This is a genomic window from Bacillus sp. FJAT-47783 (genome assembly GCF_022808615.1).
Lineage (GTDB): Bacteria > Bacillota > Bacilli > Bacillales > Aeribacillaceae > Bacillus_BZ.
Genome location: NZ_JAKZKS010000006.1, coordinates 64479 through 80934, shown reverse-complemented (window position 1 = coordinate 80934; position 16456 = coordinate 64479). Strand labels below are relative to the sequence as shown.

Sequence of the window (16456 nt, the reverse complement as noted above, 5' to 3'; positions counted from 1 at the left end):
GGAGGTTTCCACATTGTCAGGAAAACTATTTGTCATTGGATTCGGTCCAGGTAGTGAGGAACATTTTACAAAGCGAGCTAAGGAAGCCATTCAAGAAAGTGATTCTATTATCGGCTATAAAACGTACGTTGACTTAGTACGTGATTTCATTGTCGGAAAAGAAGTTGTCAGTACAGGGATGTCTGAAGAAGTGACTCGTGCGATTAAAGCCGTGAAATTAGCGGAACAAGGGAGAAAAGTAGCGGTCATTTCTAGCGGCGACTCAGGTGTATATGGAATGGGTGGGTTAGTATACGAAGTGTTGGTTGAAAGAGGATGGACGGAAAAAGATGGGATACAAGTGGAGATTGTCCCTGGCATATCCGCCATCAACTCATGTGCCTCGTTACTCGGCGCACCAATTATGCATGATGCATGTACGATTAGTTTAAGCGATCACTTAACACCGTGGTCCATCATTGAAAAGAGAATTGAAGCGGCAGCTATGGCTGACTTTGTTATTGCCTTATACAATCCGAAAAGCGGTAAACGTACGAAGCAAATTGTCGAAGCACAAAAGATTTTGTTAAAGTACCGTTCGAAAGAAACACCTGTTGGACTCGTGAAAAGTGCATACCGTGAGCGTCAACACATTGTCATAACAACATTAGAAGAAATGCTAGAGCATGAAATTGGTATGTTAACGACTGTCATCATTGGGAACTCTACAACCTTTTTATACGATAATAAAATGATTACGCCGAGAGGCTATCAACGGAAATATACGTTAACGAAAGAAGAACAACCGTTAAAACCACATGAACGCTTACGAAAAGAAAATGAACCTTGGGCGTTACATGGCGGAAAGGACTCAGATAGCATCGCAAACCTTGTAGAATTAGCAAACGAAGCATTAAGTAAAATAAAACAAGAAGAAGTGGAACAAGTACCATTTCATCACTTTCAAGAAAGTATTTTAGAATTTGCTGTAAGTCCTGGGCTCGCCAATAAACAATTCACACCGAAACAACTCAAAACGTTGGCAGAAGTTGTCGGCGAAAATGGAACGATGGAATATACTCCTCACCATCAAATTTATGTGAAAATTTCAACACAAACGCCTGAAGCTGTAACGCGACCTCTTGAAGAAACAGGGCTCATGCTTTTACCGATAGGAAATGTAGTAAAGATTAAAGCGTGTGATTTTTGTGATGGAGAAAAATCAGATTCCATTCCGTATGTAGAAGAACTACATAACCGAATAGGTGGTATGGAATTACCGAAAACGTTAAGAATTGGGTTTAATGGTTGTGGAATGGCCTGTTACGGCGCTGTCCATGAAGATATTGGGATCGTGTATCGAAAAGGAAAGTTCGACCTTTTCATTGGGGCAAAGCCGGTCGGGCGTACGGCACACCCAGGACAATTAGTTGCTGAAGGAATTCCTCCTGAACAACTCGTCGATCTTGTTTGTTCAATAGTTGATGAATATAAAGAAAAAGGTCATCCAAATGAACGATTTTTCAAATTTTTCAAACGAGTAAAAGAAGTGCAAGGCTTTGTCTACCGTGACATTGCCCCGAAAATGGAAATTGCCCCACTACCTTGTGGAGATTAAAGGAGGACATCCAACATGAAAGCCGTACTATTTGTCGGGCATGGTAGTCGTGACCAAGAAGGAAATGAGGAAGTCATTCAAGTTGTCAATCGCCTGAAAGAGCGGATGGACAAGCGTCTTATCATCGAAACATGCTTTCTCGAATTCGTCGCACCAGATGTACAACAAGGGATTGGAACGTGTGTAGAAAAAGGCGCAAAGGAAATAGCGGTGATTCCAATCATGCTTTTGCCTGCTGGACATTCTAAAATTCATATTCCGATGGTTATTGACGAAGCAAATAAAAAATACCCTTCGGTGTCCATTACATACGGAAAACCAATTGGAGTACATCCTTTAACATTGGAAATTTGTCAAGAGCGATTAAAAGAAATTGGTGAAGATGTTCAAAAGGAACATTTAGATACAGCGATTATCCTGCTTGGAAGAGGTGGCAGTGATCCTGATGCCAATAGTGATTTATATAAATTATCCAGAATGTTATGGGAAAAATTGAACTATCCGATTGTGGAGACAGCATTTATGGGTGTGACTTCCCCATTAATACAAGAAGGAGTCGAACGAGCAATTAAATTAGGTGCGAAGAAAATCATTATCGTCCCTTACTTCTTGTTTACTGGAATATTAATTAAACGCCTTCACGACTATGCGGAAAACTTTAAACAAACATATGCTGACACGGAATTTTCATTAACGCATTATTTCGGCTTCCATCCATTATTAGAGGATATATTGCTCGAGCGGGCTGAAGAAGCGTTACAAGGACCCGTTTCGATGAACTGTGATACGTGTCAATACCGACGAGAGCTAACCGAGCATCTTGAAGCACATCATCACCACCATCATCATTAAAAGGAAGGAGGAAGATCATGATTTTACTTTTAGCTGGAACGAGTGATGCAAAAAAATTAGCCCTTTTGTTAAAAGATGAAGGATATGATCTCATAACTTCCGTTGTGACCGAAAATGCTGCCAATGAATTAAAAGAAGTTCAGCTGCCTGTTCGAGTCGGAAGAATGAATGAACAAATGTTTGAAGAATTTGTAACGACAAAGCATGTTGAGCTCATTGTTGATGCAAGCCATCCTTTTGCTGAAGAAGTGTCGAAAACGGCGATGAAAATAGCAAATCGTACAAACATTCCTTATGTTCGCTATGAACGAGAAAGTCAAACGTTTCATACACCATACGTAACCTATGTCAATGATTATGAAGAAGCAGCCAATGTAGCAGCAGAGCGAAAAGGGGTTATTCTTCTTACGACAGGAAGTAAAACCCTTCACATATTTGCAGAAAGACTACTAGATCAACCAAATACAAGATTAATAGCTCGTATGCTGCCGAGAAAAGACAATATGGAAAAATGTGAAGCGCTCGGTATTCCACAAAAAAACATCGTGGCAATTCAAGGGCCGTTTACGAAAGAATTTAATCAAGCATTATTGAAGCAATACGGTGTTACGTTAATGATTTCGAAGGAAAGTGGAAAAGAAGGGTCAGTAGACGAAAAACTTGAAGCAGCAAAGGAATTAAAGATTGAAACGATTATGATAAAAAGACCGAAAATTGAATATGAAACGATGTTTCATACATTTGACGATATTGTTCGTCACGTTCACATGTGCATGAAAAATAAAGCGATGTATTCGTAAACGTTGTTACGATTTAAAACAAAAATCATCACTTCGAAAGTTATTGTGGCACCTTGAGGTTAGAGGTGGGATGTGAGGAAACCTTCGAACTAACCACCGATTGCCTGTATTTAAGTGTAGATCATGATAAAGAAACAATACTCTTTAGAGAAGAGCCGAATAAAAAGGAGGAAACAAAATATGGACTTTAAAACGGAATTTAAACCATTAACGGTTCAGCCACAACAGATTGAAGGAAAAAGCTTTGAAATGATTGATGAGGAAATTGGAGAGCATCCGTTTACAGACGAGCAATATCCTGTCGTGCAACGTGTCATTCATGCTTCAGCAGATTTTGAGCTCGGAAAAAGCTTACTCTTTCATCCAGACGCTATTCAATCGGGTATTGCCGCAATTAAAAACGGAAAAAAAGTCGTGGCGGACGTTCAAATGGTTCAAGTTGGGATTAGTAAACCGAGAATTGAAAAATATGGCTGTGAAGTAAAGGTTTACATTTCTGATGAAGATGTCATGGCAGAAGCGAAACGTCTAAATACGACAAGAGCCATTATTTCCATGCGAAAAGCGGTAAAAGAAGCAGAAGGCGGAATTTTTGCCATTGGAAACGCCCCAACAGCTTTACTAGAATTAATTCGCCTTGTCAAAGAAGGAGAAGCTAAGCCGGGTCTTGTAATCGGTCTACCAGTCGGCTTTGTATCAGCAGCTGAATCAAAAGAGGAATTGGCGAAATTAGATATTCCATATATTACAAACGTTGGACGTAAAGGAGGAAGTACGGTCACGGTTGCCGCATTAAATGCGATCTCATTACTTGCTGAACGTGTGTAAAAAATGAAAGAAAAAAAGAAATTACGCGAAGGGTTTACGACGGGTGCTTGTGCAACTGCTGCTGTAAAAGCTGCTTTAACGACTTTCATTACAGGCGAGTGTCAAACGGATGTAACGATCTATTTACCTGTTGGGCGATTTGCTACATTTCAGGTGTCAGATTGCTATGTAGAGGAAGATTATGCGGTTGCTTCTGTCATTAAAGATGCTGGTGATGATCCAGATGCAACGCATGGAGCGGAATTAGTTGCGACGGTTTCTTGGATTGACGAAAAGAAAATTATTCTTGACGGTGGAAATGGGGTGGGACGTGTCACAAAGCCTGGTCTCCCCGTATCCGTCGGCGAGTCGGCGATTAACCCTGTCCCGAGAAAAATGATCCTATCGGTAGCCGAAGAAGTGTTAGCCGAATTTCAAGTTGAAAAAGGAATTAAAATTGTGATCTCTGTTCCAAATGGCGAAGAAATGGCAGAGAAAACATTAAATAAACGACTTGGCATCATTGGCGGCATATCGATACTTGGTACGAGAGGTATCGTCGTTCCTTTTTCTACATCTGCCTACCGGGCGAGCATAGTCCAAGCTCTTCAAGTAGCCAAGGCAAATGAATGCAAGCACGTTGTCATTACAACGGGGGGAAGAAGTGAAAAATATGCGATGAAAAAGTACCCTCATTTACGTGAAGAAGCGTTTATCGAAATGGGGGATTTTGTCGGCTTTACGTTAAAGCATTGCAAGCGTCTCGGTATGAAAAAAGTATCCATGGTCGGAATGATGGGGAAATTTTCAAAAGTAGCACAAGGTGTGATGATGGTTCATTCGAAAAGTGCGCCAGTTGATTTCGGCTTTTTAGCAAAAGTAGCCGAAGAAGCAGGAGCAAAAGAGTCATTATTAACAGAAGTCCTACAAGCCAACACCGCTTCTCAAGTAGGAGATTTAATGCTGCAACATGGCTTTCCAGAGTTTTTCAAACGGCTATGCCATTATTGTTGTCAGTCAGCATTAACAGAGGTAAAAGGTGGAATTCACGTTGACACTACTTTATACACATTAAAAGGAGAGAAATTAGGAGAGGCTGATTTGGATGGATCATGCAATTAAATTAATTGGTATCGGAGCGGATGGAAAACAGAGCCTGTTACCAATCTATGAAAAATGGATTAATGAAAGTGAAGTATTAATTGGCGGAGAAAGACAGCTTTCTTTCTTCCGAGATTATACGGGTGAGAAAGTCGTCATTAAAAATGGGCTTAAAGCATTAGTGAGTCGGCTTCAGCAAGAGACGAAAAAAACGGTGATATTAGCCTCCGGTGACCCGCTATTTTATGGCATTGGTAGTTACTTAGCAGCAAAAGTTAAGCTTGACGTTTACCCGAATGTGAGCTCGATCCAACTTGCCTTTTCTAAAATGGGTGAAAAATGGCAAGACGCCTATATAACGAGTGTGCATGGGAGAAGTTTGAAGGGATTAGCGCAACGAATCGATGGAAAAGAAAAGGTCGCGTTATTAACAGATGAGAAAAACAGTCCTGACCAAATCGCAAGCTATTTACTTTCATATCATATGACAGAATATGAAGCATTTGTAGCAGAAAATGTAGGTGGTGAAAATGAAAAATGCGCTTTTTACACATTAGAGGATATGAAAAATACAAGATTTTCACCACTAAATGTCGTCATCTTAAGAAAAGTAAAGCCATCGCCTTTTTGGTCATTCGGAATTGAGGATGAGGAGTTTGTCCAGCGAAAGCCGGAAAAGGGCTTAATTACGAAAAAGGAAATTCGCACATTATCATTAAGTGCCTTAAAGCTAAAGTCTACTAGCGTCGTTTGGGATATCGGAACGTGTACAGGCTCAGTGGCGATTGAAGCAAGTAAAATTGCGAAAGAAGGAGCCGTTTACGCGATAGAAAAAAATGAACAGGACATTAAAAACTGCTATGAAAATATGAAGAAATTTCGCTCCGATATAACGGTTGTTCACGGGCGAGCACCCGAAAAGTTAGATGAATTCCCAGATCCAAATGCGATTTTCATTGGAGGAACTGCTGGGAATATGGATGCGATTTTAAATATATGCACGAGCCGACTACAACAAAACGGTCGCATTGTATTAAACGCTGTAACGATTGAAAACTTATACGAAGCAGTGAACGGATTGAAACAAAGAGGATTTCATGTAGATATTACACTTGTGCAAGCATCAAGAAGCAAACCAATTTTGTCTTTAACACGGTTCGATGCATTAAATCCTATTTACATCATAACAGCGAGTCGAAAGAAGGAGGAATCATCATGATTGGGACATTGTATGGCGTAGGTGTTGGTCCTGGCGATCCTGAATTAATAACGGTGAAGGCATACCGTGTATTAAAGGAAGCACATACGATTGCCTATCCGAAGAAGCGAAAAGGGAGCAAAAGCTATGCCCACCAAATTATTGATGTGTATGTAAATCCAAACGAAAAAGATATGCTTGGGCTCGTCTTTCCGATGACAAAAGACGAGGATGTTTTAACGCGGGAATGGACGAAAACCGCTCACCTTCTTTGGGAAAAACTGAAAGAAGGGAAAGATGTTGCCTTTGTAACAGAAGGAGACCCTTCCTTTTACAGTACGTTTATACATGTTCTAAACATCATGAAAGAATTATATCCAAACGTGAAGATGGACATGGTGCCGGGGATTTCGTCTATCAATGGTGCGAGTGCTAGACTTGGCATTCCATTAGCTGAAGGGGATGAGCACATCGCGATTATTCCTGCAAGAGAGGATCAAGAAGCGATGAAAAAAGCGCTGCTTGAAAACGACTGTATTATCTTTTTGAAGATTGCTAAAGTGTTAGATTTTATGCTTGATTTATTAGAAGAACTGGATTTATTACATAAAGCCCATGTTGTGACAAAAGTGACCTCAAAAGAAGAAATCATCTGGGATGTGAAGGAGTTAAAAGGTACAGAACTTGGATATTTATCGTTAATGGTGGTGAGAAAATGAACGTATATATCGTTGGGGCTGGTCCAGGAGCAACGGATTTAATTACGGTACGCGGTGACAGATTAATTCGCGAGGCAGATGTCATTTTGTATGCCGATTCATTAGTAAGTGAAGAATTATTAGAGAATAAAAAGCCGACATGTGAAGTGTATAAAACAGCGGGGATGCATTTACACGAAATGACTAATATTATGATTCAACGTGCAAAGGAAGGGAAAAAAGTCGTTCGTCTTCATACCGGAGATCCATCTGTATTTGGTGCGATTATGGAACAAATTGCTTTATTAAAAAAAGAAGGAGTTGAAGTTGAAATCGTACCAGGTGTAAGTTCTGTTTTCGCCTCTGCAGCTTCTGCACAAGCGGAACTGACGATACCTGATTTAACGCAAACGCTTATTTTAACGAGGGCAGAAGGAAGGACACCTGTTCCACCATTGGAAAAACTGTCTGAGTTAGCAAAGCATCATTGTACAATCGCCTTATTTTTAAGTGCAACCTTAACAAAAAAAGTTGTAAAAGAACTCGTGCAAGCGGGATGGAAGGAAGAAACGCCAGCAGTCGTTGTTTATAAAGCAACATGGCCAGATGAAAAAATCGTGCGAACGACCATTTCACAGTTAGATGAAGATATGAAGAAAAACGGTATTCGCAAGCAAGCGATGATTCTTGTCGGTTGGGCACTTGATGAACATATTCACGAAAAAGAGTACCGTTCAAAATTGTATGATCAAGCCTTTACCCACGGTTTCCGTAAGGGGTGTCAACATGACGATACGATTATCTGAGGAAGCGAATGTTTTGATTAAGCAAACGTATCCTTATGCGGTTGTTGCCATTACGAAGCACGGTGTTCAGCTCGCTCGAAAGCTTACGGAAACATTTCAACAAATGGACCTTTACTATATGAAAAAATTCGAGCATGGTGATGAACAAGAAAAAGGCATTCAGCTTTTTGATGGGAGTGTACGTCTATTATTACCTTCCTTGTTTCAGCAATATAAAGGGATCATTTTAATCATTTCCCTCGGTGCCGTTGTCCGAATGATTGCACCCATTTTAAAAGATAAAAAGACAGACCCCGGTGTAGTCGTGATTGATGATAAAGGAGAGCATGTTATTAGTGTATTATCAGGACATATAGGTGGGGCGAATGAGCTAACGCGTGAAGTTGCCAAAGCGTTAACCGCAAAGCCTATTATTACGACAGCATCCGACGTCCAACAAACGATTCCCGTTGATTTATTTGGAAAGCGTTTCGGCTGGGAATGGGATTCACCAGAACATTTAACACCTGTAAGTGCTGCCGTTGTAAATGAAGAGCCCGTTGCTGTTGTTCAAGAAAGTGGAGAACGCCAATGGTGGGATTACGACAGACCATTACCAAACCATATTCAAGTATATAATAAACTTGAAGAGGCAGTAGCTCAGAAGCCAAATGCGATTTTGATGGTCACACATCGACTATTATCTCGTGATGAGGAAAAGTGGATGGCAAATGCAGTCGTTTATCGCCCGAAAGTACTTGTGTTAGGAATCGGATGTAACCGCGGGACATCTTCTGAGGAAATTGAGGAAGTGATTTCTGAAACGTTACGAGAAATTCACGTATCTATAAAAAGTGTGAAGGCAATCGCAACAATTGACTTAAAAAAGGATGAACAAGGTTTACTCGATGTGGCGAAAAAGTACAAGTGGGAGTTTATTTATTATGAGCCAGATGAATTGAATCGTGTTTCCATTGAACAGCCATCAGAAACCGTTTATAAGTATACAGGTGCTTACGGAGTTAGTGAACCGGCCGCAAAGCTATATAGCGGTTCTGATCAGTTGTTACTAGGAAAGAAAAAAAGCGGAAATGTTACGATTTCTGTCGGGCTCATTTCACATGAGTAGAAAAGAAGGGGGAATACGTTTGAGAAGAATCGTGATTGCTGGAACGGGAAGTGGTGTCGGGAAAACGACGATCTCAATCGGATTAATGGCAGCACTTTCTAAAATTGGTTATACCGTACAAGGATTTAAGTGCGGTCCGGACTATATTGATCCTTCCTACCATACGGCCGTAACGAAAAGACCCTCAAGAAACTTGGATAGCTGGATGTTGAAAAAAGAGGTCGTAAAGGAGGTTTTTATTAATGGAAGTAAAGGTGCTGACATTTCGATTATTGAAGGGGTGATGGGCTTTTATGATGGAAAAGATCCATTATCCAATGTCGGAAGCACAGCTGAGATTAGTATATTAACGGAGAGTCCCGTATTACTCGTTGTAAATTGTGCGAGTATGGCACGGAGCGCTGCTGCCATTGTAAAAGGATTTCAAGCACTATGTAATGAGGTAAACATTGTCGGTGTCATCGCAAACCGTGTCGGCAGCCAAGGGCATTATAAACTCGTAAAAGCGGCGATTGAACAAGAGTGCCAAATTCCCGTCGTCGGTTATGTAAAAAGAGATGCCGAATTATCCATTCCAGAACGACATTTAGGGCTTATTCCTTCCATTGAAAGAGGAGAGCTCGATTCCTTTTTTCATCAACTTGGAGAAACGATTTCACAAACGGTAAACATAAAGAAAATATATGATTTAGCAAATGTCTCACCGATCGAAATAAATGATCAACCGCTTTTTGTTCAAAAGGACCATCAAAACGTTCGAATAGCTGTAGCAAAAGATTCAGCCTTTAATTTTTATTACCGAGAAAATTTTGAGTTACTTCAAAAGCGTGGCGCAGAACTTGTTTTCTTTTCACCATTAAAAGGGGAAAAAATACCACCGAATGTTCATGGATTGTATATTGGAGGAGGATTTCCGGAAGAGTTTGCCGAACAGTTAGCTCATAATGAGAATGTAAAGGCCTCCATTAAGGAAGCGGTTGAAAGTGGTATGCCAACTTTGGCTGAATGCGGCGGATTTATGTATTTAACAGAATCTATTGAGACAACGGTAGGAAAAAAATACGAAATGATCGGTTTCATCAAAGGACACGTGAAAATGCAAAAAAAATTAGCGGCATTAGGCTATCGGGAGATTCGGGGTGAAAAAGGAAATTATTTATTCGGAAACGAACTAACTGCAAAAGGGCATGAGTTTCACTACTCTACGTTTGAATCCGGTGAAACCGTACCGGCTGCTTATTGGACGAAAGGATTAAGGCAAGAAAAGCTTGAAGGTATTCAAAAAGAAAATGTCATCGCAGGATATACGCATCTTCATTTTGCGTCATGTCCAGAACTCGTTCAAAATTGGATTGAAAAATGTAAACAATATAAAAAAGGTTGTGTAATGATCCATGAATAATATTTTACCTTTAAATCATGAAATTGGAGAAGCTACAAAAAACTATATTGATACGTTAACAAAGCCAATTGGAAGTCTTGGAAAGCTTGAAGAAATAGCCATTCAACTCGCTAAGGTGACTGGATGTGAAAAACCTGACGTGACACCACCAGGAGTGATCATCTTCGCCGCTGATCACGGTGTTGCAGAAGAAGGGGTATCAGCCTATCCGAAAGAAGTTACAAAACAAATGGTGTTGAATTTTGTAAATGGCGGTGCCGCCATCAATGTTTTTTCAAAACAGATTGGTGCTATTTTTTCTATTGTCGATATCGGGGTAGATGGAGAAGTAAATGAACCGAACGTTCGGCAAAGAAAAATTCGAAATGGTACCCAGAATTTTTTACATAGTCAAGCGATGAGTATGGAAGAAGCTAGGCGGGCTATAGAAATTGGAAAAGAAGAAGGAAAGCGGCTCATTGAAAAAGGAATTAAATGTCTAATCGTCGGAGAGATGGGCATTGGAAATACAACGACGTCAAGCGCGCTCTTAAGTGCCATGACGGGTGAACGAATGGAATCGATCGTCGGATATGGTACAGGTATTTCGAATGAGCAAAAGAAGGTGAAGGAGCGTGTCATTACTCGTGCCATTGACGTTCATCAGCCTGATCCAAAAGATGGCTTCGATCTTCTTTCTAAACTAGGCGGACTCGAAATTGCCGGGATGGTTGGGGCTATGTTTGCTGCAGCAGAAAATAATATTCCCATTTTAATAGATGGATTTATTACTACCGTTGCCGCATGTGTTGCAAAACTGATCGATCCAGCAGTATGTGATTATATATTTGCAACCCATCGTTCTCTTGAACCAGGTCATGAAGCAGCATTACGTTTTCTTGAGAAGGAACCTTTATTACAATTAAATCTTCGTCTAGGCGAAGGGAGTGGGGCAGCGGTTTGTTTCCCGCTCTTTTTATCAGCGACATTAATGGTACATGAAATGGCTACGTTTACGGAGGCAGGAGTATCTAACAAAGGTTAGGAGACGGACGCATGTATTATCCAGCTATGTTGAATTTAGTAGGAAAACGAGCAGTTGTCGTTGGCGGAGGGAAAATTGCTACGAGAAAAGTGAAGACGCTGTTAAAAGCTGAGGCAAACGTGACGGTCGTGAGTCCAACCGTTACAGAAGAGTTGCATCAGCTTGCACAGCTTCACCATATCGAATGGAAAGAAAAAACGTTTGATCCAAAGGATATTCGAGAAGCTTTTTTAGTCATAGCTGCGACAAATAATCGAAACGTAAACGAAATCGTCTTTGAGTCAACAACTGATCATCAACTTATTAACATTGTTGATGACCAAAGGAGAAGTAATTTTATCGTTCCAGCCGTTTTTCAAAGAGGTAAACTAATGATGTCCATTTCAACAAGCGGTACCTATCCTGGCTTAGCGAAACAAATAAAAAAAGAATTAGTAGCGCATTATGATGAGCGTTATGAAGGATATTTATCATTTTTGGAAAGCTGTCGGATGGAAGTTCTTCAAACTATTGAGGATGAGAGTGAGAAACAGCAAATTTTAAAAGAATTATTAAAACCACACTATATACAATTAAGTGATGAACAAAGGCGAGAAGCGTTTATACAAATCATGGAGAGAAGTAGGGGAACGTGATATGAATAAAGGAAAAGTGTATATTGTAGGAGCGGGGCCTGGTGATCCAAAGCTCATTACCGTTTTTGGGTTAGAGTGTATTCAAAAAGCAGACGTTATTTTATACGACCGCTTAATTAATAAAGAATTACTATCTTATGCGAAAAATGGTGCAGAACTCATTTATTGTGGAAAAGAACCTGGAAAACATGCGCTTATTCAAGAGCAAATTCATCAATTATTAGTTGAAAAAGCACAAGATGGAAAAGTCGTCGTTCGACTAAAGGGAGGAGATCCATTTGTGTTTGGAAGAGGGGCTGAAGAAGCGGAAGTATTAGCAAATGAACACATTCCATATGAAATCATACCAGGAATAACAGCGGGGATTGCTGCACCTCTATATGCCGGTATTCCTGTTACACATCGTGATTTAGCGACATCTTTTGCTATCGTAACAGGTCACGGCAGAGTCTATAAGGACGAAGATCGTGTACATTGGGAATCGTTAGCGAAAGGTATGGACACGATCGCTTTTTATATGGGTGTTGGAAATCTTCACTACATTTGTGAGCAGCTCCTGAAGCACGGTAAACCGCCGGAAACTCCTGTTGCAGTCATTCAATGGGGAACGTATAAAGAGCAAAAAACGGTCACAGGAGATTTAACGACGATTGAACGAAAAGTGAAAGAAGAAAACTTATCCCATCCAGCGATCATTCTCGTTGGAAACGTTGTGAGTCTTCGGGAAAAGATTAAATGGTTTGAGCAGCTTCATATGGAACATTCGATCGGAAAGTAGGAGCGTCATAAAATGGAGAAAACTAAAAAGGGACAAGTGCTCATTTATACAGGTGATGGAAAAGGAAAAACGACAGCGAGTTTAGGACTCGCCGTCCGGGCATTTGGCAGAGGTCTTCGTGTATGTGTTTTACAATTTATTAAATCGCCCGAAAGAACGTATGGGGAACAGATTGTTTTTCAAAAGCTCGGAATTGAAATTGTCCAAAAAGGAGTAGGCTTTACGTGGACAAAAACCCCTGAAGAACATCGGGATGCACTAAAGGAAGCTTGGAAATTAGCCAAGGAAAAAGTATATTCAGGCAATTACGATCTTGTCATTTTAGATGAACTAAATAATGCATTAAGTATCACATCTTTTCCCATTGAGGATGTTCTTCCTCTACAAGAAGTTCTCGATTTAATTGAACAGAAGCCCGAATCGATGCATTTAGTGATAACCGGCAGAAATGCGAAGGAAGAAGTGAAAGAGAAAGCCGATTTAGTAACAGAAATGAACCTCGTGAAACATTATTATACGGAAGGTACAACAGCTATAAAAGGAATTGAATTTTAAAGCTTACCTTGTAATAAAAACAGTATATTTGAAAAAGGTCAGGGAATCATTCGCCTGACCTTTTTGCATATTGTGAAGCGTTTATTCCAGCAAGTCGACCGGTTACGAGCGCGGAGGTGATGTTATAACCACCCGTATATCCGTGAATATCTAAAATTTCACCGCAAAAATAAAGTCCGTTCATCATTTTCGACGACATTTTTTTCGGGTGAATTTCTTTTACGGAAACACCGCCACCTGTAACAAATGCTTTTTCTATCGGTAATGTCCCATGCACAGTAAAAGTAAAGTGCTTTATGTTTTGAACAAACTGACGTAACCGATCTTTAGAAATAGTGGAATAGGATGCGCTCGGGGCGATGTTCGCTTGTTCCAATAAGAAGAGTAAATACCGTTCTGGCACAATGCCTTTTAAAACATTTTTAATCGCTTTTTTCGGTTCCGCTTGCAAATCTTTCATAATCGATTGATACAACTCTTCTTCATTTCGATCTGGCAAGGAGTCTATTGCCATCTTCACATCATTTGTTTTCGATTTTTTTAACTGTTTAACGACAAACTGGCTTGAGCGAAGAACGGCTGGGCCTGATAGGCCAAAATGGGTGAAAATCATATCCATTCGATGTGTAATGATATTCTTTCCTTTATTGTTTTTAACGGAAAGCGCAACATCTCTTAGCGATAACCCTTGCAATGTTTTGTTTTGAATAAATGCTTCTTTTGATGTAATCGGAACTTCTGTTGGGAATAGATCGGTAATCGTATGCCCGGCTTTTTTAGCCCATGCGTATCCATCTCCGGTTGAACCGGTATGAGGAACGGATTTTCCGCCAACCGCGATGACAACGGCCTTTGCTTTTAGTTTTTCTCCGTTTTTTAGGACAATTCCTTTCACTTGTCCATGTTCATACAATACCGTTTCAACCGGTTCATTCGTACGGATCGTCACGTTTAACCGTTTTAACTCGGATAAAAGGGCATCGACAACATCTTGTGCTCGGTTGGAGACAGGGAACATTCGCCCGTGATCTTCTTCTTTTAATGGAATTCCGAGGTTCTCAAAAAAACGGATAATATCTTCGTTATTAAACTCAGAAAAAGCACTATAAAGAAATCGTCCATTTCCAGGTATATGCTTAATGATTTCTTCAATCGGGAGGCGGTTTGTCACATTACAGCGCCCTCCGCCTGAAATCGCTAATTTTCGACCTAATTTATTTCCTTTATCAATAAGTAACACATTTGCTCTATTCTCACCGGCAGCAATTGCAGCCATAAGCCCTGATGGACCTCCACCGATGACGATGACATCATAGTTCATGCTTTCACGACCTTTAATGAAAATGTTCATTTCTTCATTATATCCAAACAAAAATATGGGAACAACAAGAAAAATAGTGTTTCGATGTAGTATCTACAATTATAAAGATTGTGGTAAAATAGAAAAGTTGAATTTGAATCCAACAGTATGGTGAGTGCGATATGTCAAATAAATTATTACGAGGCACGTTAATATTAACATTAGGTACATATATTTCGCGATTTTTAGGGATGATTTATGTCATTCCATTCTTTGCATTAGTAGGAGAAACGGGAGGAGCTTTGTTTCAATATGGTTATGCTCCTTATACGGTTTTTTTAAGCTTCGCGACAATGGGGTTTCCATTAGCCGTCTCTAAATTTGTGTCTAAATATAATGCAATGGGTGATTATAAAACAAGTCGGAGAATGTTTAAATCCGGTTTATTTGTCATGTTTTTAACTGGGATAACGGCTTTTATTGTTTTATACTTAGTTGCCCCGGTTTTTGCGAAAGAAGCTTTAGGGCAAAAAGAACTTGCTGGAATTACGTTAGATGACGTTGTTCTTGTTATTCGAATGGTGAGTTTAGCTCTAATTGTTGTTCCAGTCATGAGTTTAATTCGTGGTTTTTTTCAAGGGCATCAATCAATGGGGCCAACAGCGGTTTCCCAAGTAATTGAACAAATTGTCCGTATTGTATTTTTACTCGGATCTTCTTACCTCATATTAAAGGTATGGAACGGGGACTTAGTAACGGCTGTCGGTTATGCTACATTTGCTGCATTTGTCGGTGCGATTGGCGGTCTACTCATATTGCTCGTCTATTGGTTTAAACGAAAAGAAAGGCTTTTAGCGATGCAGGAAAATATCGTTCCGGCTTCAACTATCTCCTATAAGCAAATGTTTGGGGAGCTTTTTCGGTATGCAGGACCTTTCGTATTTGTCGGATTGGCGATTCCTTTATTTCAATTTATCGACACAATGACGTTTAATCAAGCGATGATACAAGCAGGTAATGCAAATGAAGCGCAGGATCTTTTTTCGATTGTGAATTTTTGGGTAAATAAAATTGTCATGATTCCTGTATCACTTGCTACAGCGTTTGGATTAACGCTCGTACCAACGATTACAAAATCTTTTACAGAGAGAAACAATGGCTTACTAAATAAACAAATCAATCAAACATTTCAACTATTAATGTTTCTCGTGCTGCCAGCTACCATCGGCTTATCGCTTTTATCTCAGCCGATCTATATGCTTTTTTACAATGATAATGAAGTCGGAGGAAACATTTTAGCGGCGTATGCTCCCATTGCTTTATTGTTTTCCTTCTTTACGGTAACCGCAGCTATCTTACAAGGAATTAATAAACAAAAATTAGCTGTTATTAGTTTAGCACTTGGTTTAATCATCAAAGCATCGTTAAACACGGCGCTTATTATGGCATTTGAAGCGTACGGCTCGATTCTGGCGACAGCTCTAGGGTTTCTCGGCTCATTGCTATATAGCTTTTCGATGATTAAACGTCACGCTGGATATAAATATAAACAATTGATCAAACGATCCGTGTTGATGGGAATATTCTCAATTTGTATGGTCATTGTCGTCCTTGCTGTTTATTCTGTTCTTTCACTATTTATTCATTATCATGACGGGAAGCTACAAGCGGCGGTCATGTTAACCTTTAGTGTTGGAGCAGGAGCAGGTACGTATTTATATTTAGCGCATTATTCAGGACTATTACCTGTTCTGTTCGGCGCTCGATTTAATAAATGGAAGATGCGCGCATAGAA

The 16456-nt window shown here is 40.0% G+C and carries 16 protein-coding genes; 15 read left to right on the top strand and 1 reads right to left on the bottom strand.

Annotated elements, in window-relative coordinates; all coding sequences use genetic code 11:
* Nucleotides 1–13 precede the first annotated feature (13 nt).
* The 14 genes from cobJ (at nucleotide 14) to cobO (ending at nucleotide 13361) form a co-directional block, all read left to right on the top strand.
* Complete coding sequence (cobJ, locus tag MLD65_RS06600; protein ID WP_243291093.1) at nucleotides 14–1597, top strand: precorrin-3B C(17)-methyltransferase; 1584 nt, start codon at nucleotides 14–16, stop codon at nucleotides 1595–1597.
* A gap of 15 nt (nucleotides 1598–1612) precedes the next feature.
* Complete coding sequence (locus tag MLD65_RS06595) at nucleotides 1613–2449, top strand: sirohydrochlorin chelatase (protein WP_243291092.1); 837 nt, start codon at nucleotides 1613–1615, stop codon at nucleotides 2447–2449.
* A 17-nt stretch (nucleotides 2450–2466) separates the two neighbouring features.
* On the top strand, nucleotides 2467–3249 hold the full coding sequence (locus tag MLD65_RS06590) for a cobalt-precorrin-6A reductase (protein ID WP_243291091.1): 783 nt from the start codon (nucleotides 2467–2469) through the stop codon (nucleotides 3247–3249).
* A gap of 180 nt (nucleotides 3250–3429) precedes the next feature.
* On the top strand, nucleotides 3430–4077 hold the full coding sequence (locus MLD65_RS06585) for a precorrin-8X methylmutase (protein ID WP_243291090.1): 648 nt from the start codon (nucleotides 3430–3432) through the stop codon (nucleotides 4075–4077).
* A gap of 3 nt (nucleotides 4078–4080) precedes the next feature.
* Nucleotides 4081–5178: a cobalt-precorrin-5B (C(1))-methyltransferase gene (locus tag MLD65_RS06580; protein WP_243291089.1), complete on the top strand. Its 1098-nt coding sequence runs from the start codon at nucleotides 4081–4083 to the stop codon at nucleotides 5176–5178.
* The gene (gene cbiE / locus MLD65_RS06575; RefSeq protein WP_243291088.1) at nucleotides 5162–6376 is read left to right on the top strand and encodes a precorrin-6y C5,15-methyltransferase (decarboxylating) subunit CbiE; all 1215 of its coding nucleotides are present in this window, start codon (nucleotides 5162–5164) and stop codon (nucleotides 6374–6376) included. The genes MLD65_RS06580 and cbiE overlap by 17 nt, the downstream gene beginning before the upstream one ends.
* Entirely contained in the window at nucleotides 6373–7074 is a 702-nt protein-coding gene (cobI, locus tag MLD65_RS06570; protein WP_243291087.1) for a precorrin-2 C(20)-methyltransferase, read from the top strand. The genes cbiE and cobI overlap by 4 nt, the downstream gene beginning before the upstream one ends.
* Nucleotides 7071–7859, top strand: coding sequence for a precorrin-4 C(11)-methyltransferase (gene cobM / locus MLD65_RS06565; protein ID WP_243291086.1), 789 nt, complete (start codon nucleotides 7071–7073; stop codon nucleotides 7857–7859). The genes cobI and cobM overlap by 4 nt, the downstream gene beginning before the upstream one ends.
* On the top strand, nucleotides 7840–8967 hold the full coding sequence (locus MLD65_RS06560; protein WP_243291085.1) for a cobalt-precorrin 5A hydrolase: 1128 nt from the start codon (nucleotides 7840–7842) through the stop codon (nucleotides 8965–8967). The genes cobM and MLD65_RS06560 overlap by 20 nt, the downstream gene beginning before the upstream one ends.
* Before the next feature lie 13 nt (nucleotides 8968–8980).
* Nucleotides 8981–10369: a cobyrinic acid a,c-diamide synthase CobB gene (locus tag MLD65_RS06555; protein WP_243291153.1), complete on the top strand. Its 1389-nt coding sequence runs from the start codon at nucleotides 8981–8983 to the stop codon at nucleotides 10367–10369.
* Nucleotides 10362–11393: a nicotinate-nucleotide--dimethylbenzimidazole phosphoribosyltransferase gene (gene cobT, locus MLD65_RS06550; RefSeq protein WP_243291084.1), complete on the top strand. Its 1032-nt coding sequence runs from the start codon at nucleotides 10362–10364 to the stop codon at nucleotides 11391–11393. Before MLD65_RS06555 ends, cobT begins: the two co-directional genes overlap by 8 nt.
* Nucleotides 11394–11404: 11 nt before the next feature.
* Nucleotides 11405–12028 carry an NAD(P)-binding protein gene (locus tag MLD65_RS06545; protein WP_243291083.1) on the top strand — a complete coding sequence of 208 codons (624 nt, stop codon included), beginning with the start codon at nucleotides 11405–11407 and terminating at the stop codon, nucleotides 12026–12028.
* Between the two features lies 1 nt (nucleotide 12029).
* Nucleotides 12030–12806 carry a uroporphyrinogen-III C-methyltransferase gene (gene cobA / locus MLD65_RS06540; RefSeq protein WP_243291082.1) on the top strand — a complete coding sequence of 259 codons (777 nt, stop codon included), beginning with the start codon at nucleotides 12030–12032 and terminating at the stop codon, nucleotides 12804–12806.
* Nucleotides 12807–12818: 12 nt separating this feature from the next.
* Nucleotides 12819–13361 (top strand): cob(I)yrinic acid a,c-diamide adenosyltransferase, encoded by a 543-nt coding sequence (cobO, locus tag MLD65_RS06535; RefSeq protein ID WP_243291081.1) that lies wholly within the window; start codon nucleotides 12819–12821, stop codon nucleotides 13359–13361.
* A gap of 46 nt (nucleotides 13362–13407) precedes the next feature.
* Here the strand turns inward: cobO and MLD65_RS06530 are convergent, their stop codons facing one another.
* Nucleotides 13408–14682, bottom strand: coding sequence for a BaiN/RdsA family NAD(P)/FAD-dependent oxidoreductase (locus MLD65_RS06530; protein WP_243291152.1), 1275 nt, complete (start codon nucleotides 14680–14682; stop codon nucleotides 13408–13410).
* A 161-nt stretch (nucleotides 14683–14843) separates the two neighbouring features.
* Here MLD65_RS06530 and MLD65_RS06525 point away from each other — a divergent pair, with 161 nt between their 5' ends.
* Nucleotides 14844–16454, top strand: a complete 1611-nt coding sequence (locus tag MLD65_RS06525; protein ID WP_243291080.1) for a putative polysaccharide biosynthesis protein — start codon at nucleotides 14844–14846, stop codon at nucleotides 16452–16454.
* Nucleotides 16455–16456: the final 2 nt, after the last annotated feature.